This window comes from Parachitinimonas caeni, assembly GCF_030129945.1.
Taxonomy (GTDB): Bacteria; Pseudomonadota; Gammaproteobacteria; order Burkholderiales; family Chitinimonadaceae; genus Parachitinimonas; species Parachitinimonas caeni.
This window is the reverse complement of record NZ_JARRAF010000090.1, coordinates 1-4,002: the sequence shown is the minus strand read 5'-3', so window position 1 is coordinate 4,002 and position 4,002 is coordinate 1. Positions and strand designations below refer to the sequence as shown.

Annotated in this window: 3 protein-coding genes; 1 reads left to right on the top strand and 2 read right to left on the bottom strand. The window is 52.5% G+C overall.

Annotated features, from left to right (window positions below; translation table 11 throughout):
• Positions 1-628 precede the first annotated feature (628 nt).
• A complete protein-coding gene (locus tag PZA18_RS23515; protein WP_284103334.1) occupies positions 629-823 on the top strand; it encodes a hypothetical protein in 195 nt (64 codons plus the stop codon).
• A 540-nt stretch (positions 824-1,363) separates the two neighbouring features.
• Here PZA18_RS23515 and PZA18_RS23510 read toward each other — a convergent pair.
• Positions 1,364-1,933 carry a hypothetical protein gene (locus PZA18_RS23510; RefSeq protein WP_284103333.1) on the bottom strand — a complete coding sequence of 190 codons (570 nt, stop codon included), beginning with the start codon at positions 1,931-1,933 and terminating at the stop codon, positions 1,364-1,366.
• 69 nt (positions 1,934-2,002) lie between these two features.
• Positions 2,003-4,002: hypothetical protein (locus PZA18_RS23505; RefSeq protein ID WP_308447451.1), on the bottom strand; the 2,000-nt coding region annotated here is incomplete at its 5' end.

Genomic DNA, 4,002 nt, shown 5'->3' with positions numbered 1-4,002 from the left:
CTGACCGCCACCCTTGAACGTCTCCCCACCTGGCCTAATGGCCGCATTGATGAACTACTCCCCCTGAATTCAACAACCGCTAGCTGATTCACGCTTCGGACGCAACGTGGGGCGATCGGACGGATACCTGTTCACAATACGCCTCCGCCTTCAAACCGCTGCTACGCCACCTTTCAACATGCGCCTCTCGCTGCGCCCAGGTTTCACTTTCTTGCGCCATCGCTCCGCTCCTGACAAGGAAATCTCAGAGTGTGGTGGCTTGACGCGGGAATCGGTAGATGGGACGGTCGGACGCTTACTTCAAACCGCTGCTACGCCACCTTTCAACATGCGCCTCTCGCTGCGCCCAGGATTCACTTTCTTGCGCCATCGCTCCGCTCCTGACAAGGAAATCTCAGAGTGTGGTGGCTTGACGCGGGAATCGGTAGATGGGACGGTCGGACGCTTACACCTCGCTACCTGTGCTTCCCGCTCTGTCCATGATTCACATGACTGCACCATCACCTGACTCCCACCAATCAAATCCCGGAGTTTGGTGGCTGGGTGACCGCAGCGCTAGGTGGTGGGACCGGACGCTTACGGATCGCCAGCGGAGTGATTACCTGTATCGATCTTGGCGACGGTTGCCATGGGATTGGCCACGATGGCGGTACTCGGGTTTAACCAAAGCGGGATAAGGGCCGGGTTCGTGGTTGGCTTGTTCGGGGCCTATACCGGCGGCGCCATTTTACTGACCAAAAATCATCACTGGCTGGTCCGTTTGCTGCTGCTCCTGTCACTACTCGCTGCCGGAGCGGCCTATTTTTTCACCCATTTAGAGTGAAACGGGGCTTTACCCGCCCAGTGGTGCTACCCCGATTTCGTGGGCAGCTAACGGATCAAATACGGGACGCACATTCTGGAGTAATGAACACACACCTTGTGTGACGCCAGTTTATGATTTCGGAAGGTTATAATGTGATCGTAGTTCAGTCGTAGACCAAGATGCTTGACTCTAGTTGTAGCTCCCTCTCTCACCCCGGAAAGCTACAATTCGGGGATGGACGCCAGAATCCCAGTTTTTTCCGGCAGTCCTGAAACTGTCAACGACAAGTCGAATCCACCGCAATTCAATCTGGTTCGCTTAGTCCTGAAATGCAGTACCAGTCTGTTTAGAGTTCGATTTTCATTTATCCAGTACCGAAATCAAGTGGTTTCTGTAGTCTGCACTCATATGGCACCACTGAATTTGCATATGGTAGAAATTTCTGGGATTCCGGCTTGCTACCCCATATTCATTGGATTACGGTGAAAACGGCTGTTTTTGACACGGTTCGTTACCAACCCTCTGGTACGGCCGGACGGTTACCATGGTCACTGCTTTTCATTGAGATGACGGCGTTTCGGATGGAGTGGAGGAGGGTGGTGATTGGGATTTGGAAATAATAATTGTTTCTAGGCATTCAATATTCGCTAGGGACGAATGTTTACGAAACCCCAAGCGTATTTTATTCTGTTTTATATAAGTGCTATACGCACCAATTACCCCCCGCTGTCGCTCCTGCATGTCAAGCATTTCTGGAGCGGCCTGACTGAAATCATATTTTGCCAGGATTTTTGCGATACTATGGCAGACCTTTTTATTTAGCCATAGCATCAGTTCGGCAGTGTCTTGGCCTGAATATACGCGGTATTCAATTTCTATAAAATTAGAATGCTTTGGGTTTGCAGAATAGTAGATCTTGGCCGGAGGGACATGGTGCTCAGGTTTCTCTTTGAGATGTGCGCCTAATAGCTTTTCAACAGCAGCGCGATTAAAAATATTATTCGAAACAAGAGCATCAATTGTATTAAGCAATCGGTATTGCTCTTTTCTTTCATTGTCTTTGGCGTGGCTGTATGTAGAAAAAGCCAGTAAGAGAATGATTAATCCATTTGATTTTACATGTCCCACGTTATTTCTTGTCTCCTTAAGGTCGGTCTACCGCCTAAAGTGCGCTTGGGCGGTAGACCATCGAAAATATCACTTTTTAGTTGGGGCTATTTGAGCTTGTCGGCGTCGGATTTGTTGTTCGTAGTCTGCAATGGTTTTACGATCTTCATTATTTTTTGTTATGAATTGGTGATTCTCCACTTTTTTATAGTGTGATAGCCAATCTTCGCGACTTTTAATGTTGCCATTCAATATTTCAATGTTTTTTCTAAGATTTGGCAATTCACTATTTTTTACCCAGCTTGTAAAGCTATTCCAGCTGTCTTCCGCCTCTCTGGTAATTTTTGTTTCATACGTAATACTCTGATGGTTGGGGTTTACCTGTCGGAATTCATCTCCCATTTTCTTTCTGGCTTCATCTCTAGACAAGCTGCCATTTTCGAATTGCTCGTAAATGGCAACAAATGACTGATGTTGTTTGTCTTTCGAAATATTGCATTCTCTCTGCACTTGAATTTCCACCAATGCAGCTTCGCCTTCATCTAGTAACTGGCCCTGAATAAAGCGCGGTATAAATTCATCATGGCTGGAATTGCCAATTAGCGCACCGAGGGTAGTCAGTTTCTCATTGGGATTCTTGTAAAGGACATGGGTAATTTCGTGGGCAAGTACTCGTATGGTTTCTTCTGGATCAGTTAGTACATCCTGATTCAGTGTTATTTTATTGCCTCGAGCGCTGGTGCTGAAATTTGGATCACTGCTCACGCTGATGTCAATTTTGTTCTGTCGTGCCTTTGCCCACAGGTTCTGGAACGTGGGTGATTTTGCAGCCAGCTCATCGACGGGACTACCAAAACCAGTAGTGACGGGGCCGGTTGGTAGATTGTCTGTTGCTTCGGGTGATTTGCTGGTGGCCTTGCGTGCACTCCTATCGGTGGCTGCCGATGTACTTTCGAATGCAGGCGAGTCTTCATCACGCGTGGGTGACTCGGCAACAAAAGAAGCTAAGGTGTTTTGCAAAAGTTCATCGGGTATCTGCCAATCAGATCCGTTCCCATTTCGTTGGAGTGTTTTGACGTCAATCATCATCTGTTGGTAAGTCGCGTACTGCTCATTGCTAAGTTGACGCACCGCTTCGGACTCATACAGCACCGCACGATTCCTGCCGGTGATGCTGTTACCGATGGCATCGCCGAAGGCGTTGGCGGCGATGTTGGCGATGTCGAGCTTGCCGCCGCCGTTGACCAGGATCTGCGCTGTCCGGTTGACGACACCTCCCAGGAAGTTGTTCGCCACATTGGCCAGGAGATCATTGCCACGCGCCCAGCTGGCGCCATTCTGGGCGACCCGGCCCGTCGTAGCGTCGGTGGTGCCGAAGATGTTGTCGCCAATGGCGTCCGCAACCGGCGCCGCAATTGCGGCGGCAGCCACATTGCGCCAGCTGAAGCTGCCAAGACCCGCGGCAGACAGGATGCCCTGGCTGATGGTCGAGCTGGCGGCGGCGGTCAGGGCGGAGGTCGCGGCTTTGCCGTAACCCAAGCCCTTGATGGCTTCACCCAAGCCGCTGCCACCAATGCCGGCGGTAATGCCGGCACTCAGGGCCGAAGTGGCGACGCCTTTCCAGCTGATACTGTCCTGTACCCCAAAGGCTACACCCACCATCTGGCTGGCCAGACTGCCGACAGCGCCACCGATGGCGGCGGCAGCAAGGCCGGCGGCCCCGAAGGTGCCCCCCAAGGCGGCGGCACCGGTAGCCAGGGTGCCGACGCTAGCGGCTGTCGCTGCTGCAGTGGTCCCTGCTGCCACGGCAGTTCCGCCAACGGCGGTAGCTGAAGTGGTGGCGGCCCCTAGCGCGCTGGCGGCTGCCCCGGCCGTATACACCGTCACCACGACGGCGACGACGATCATGACGATCTGGGCGATACCGCCGCAGCCGCCGCGACCCGGTTGGGGAGGGGGAGGTGGTGGTGGCAGTTCGGGCGTGGTTTCGCCGATGAGCTTCTGCGCGTTATACGGCTTGAAGGTGTCCGAGCGGTTGGCAGCGGTGACGGTGGACGGGATCTTCAGCGTCTGGCCCGGCGTCAGGGCAT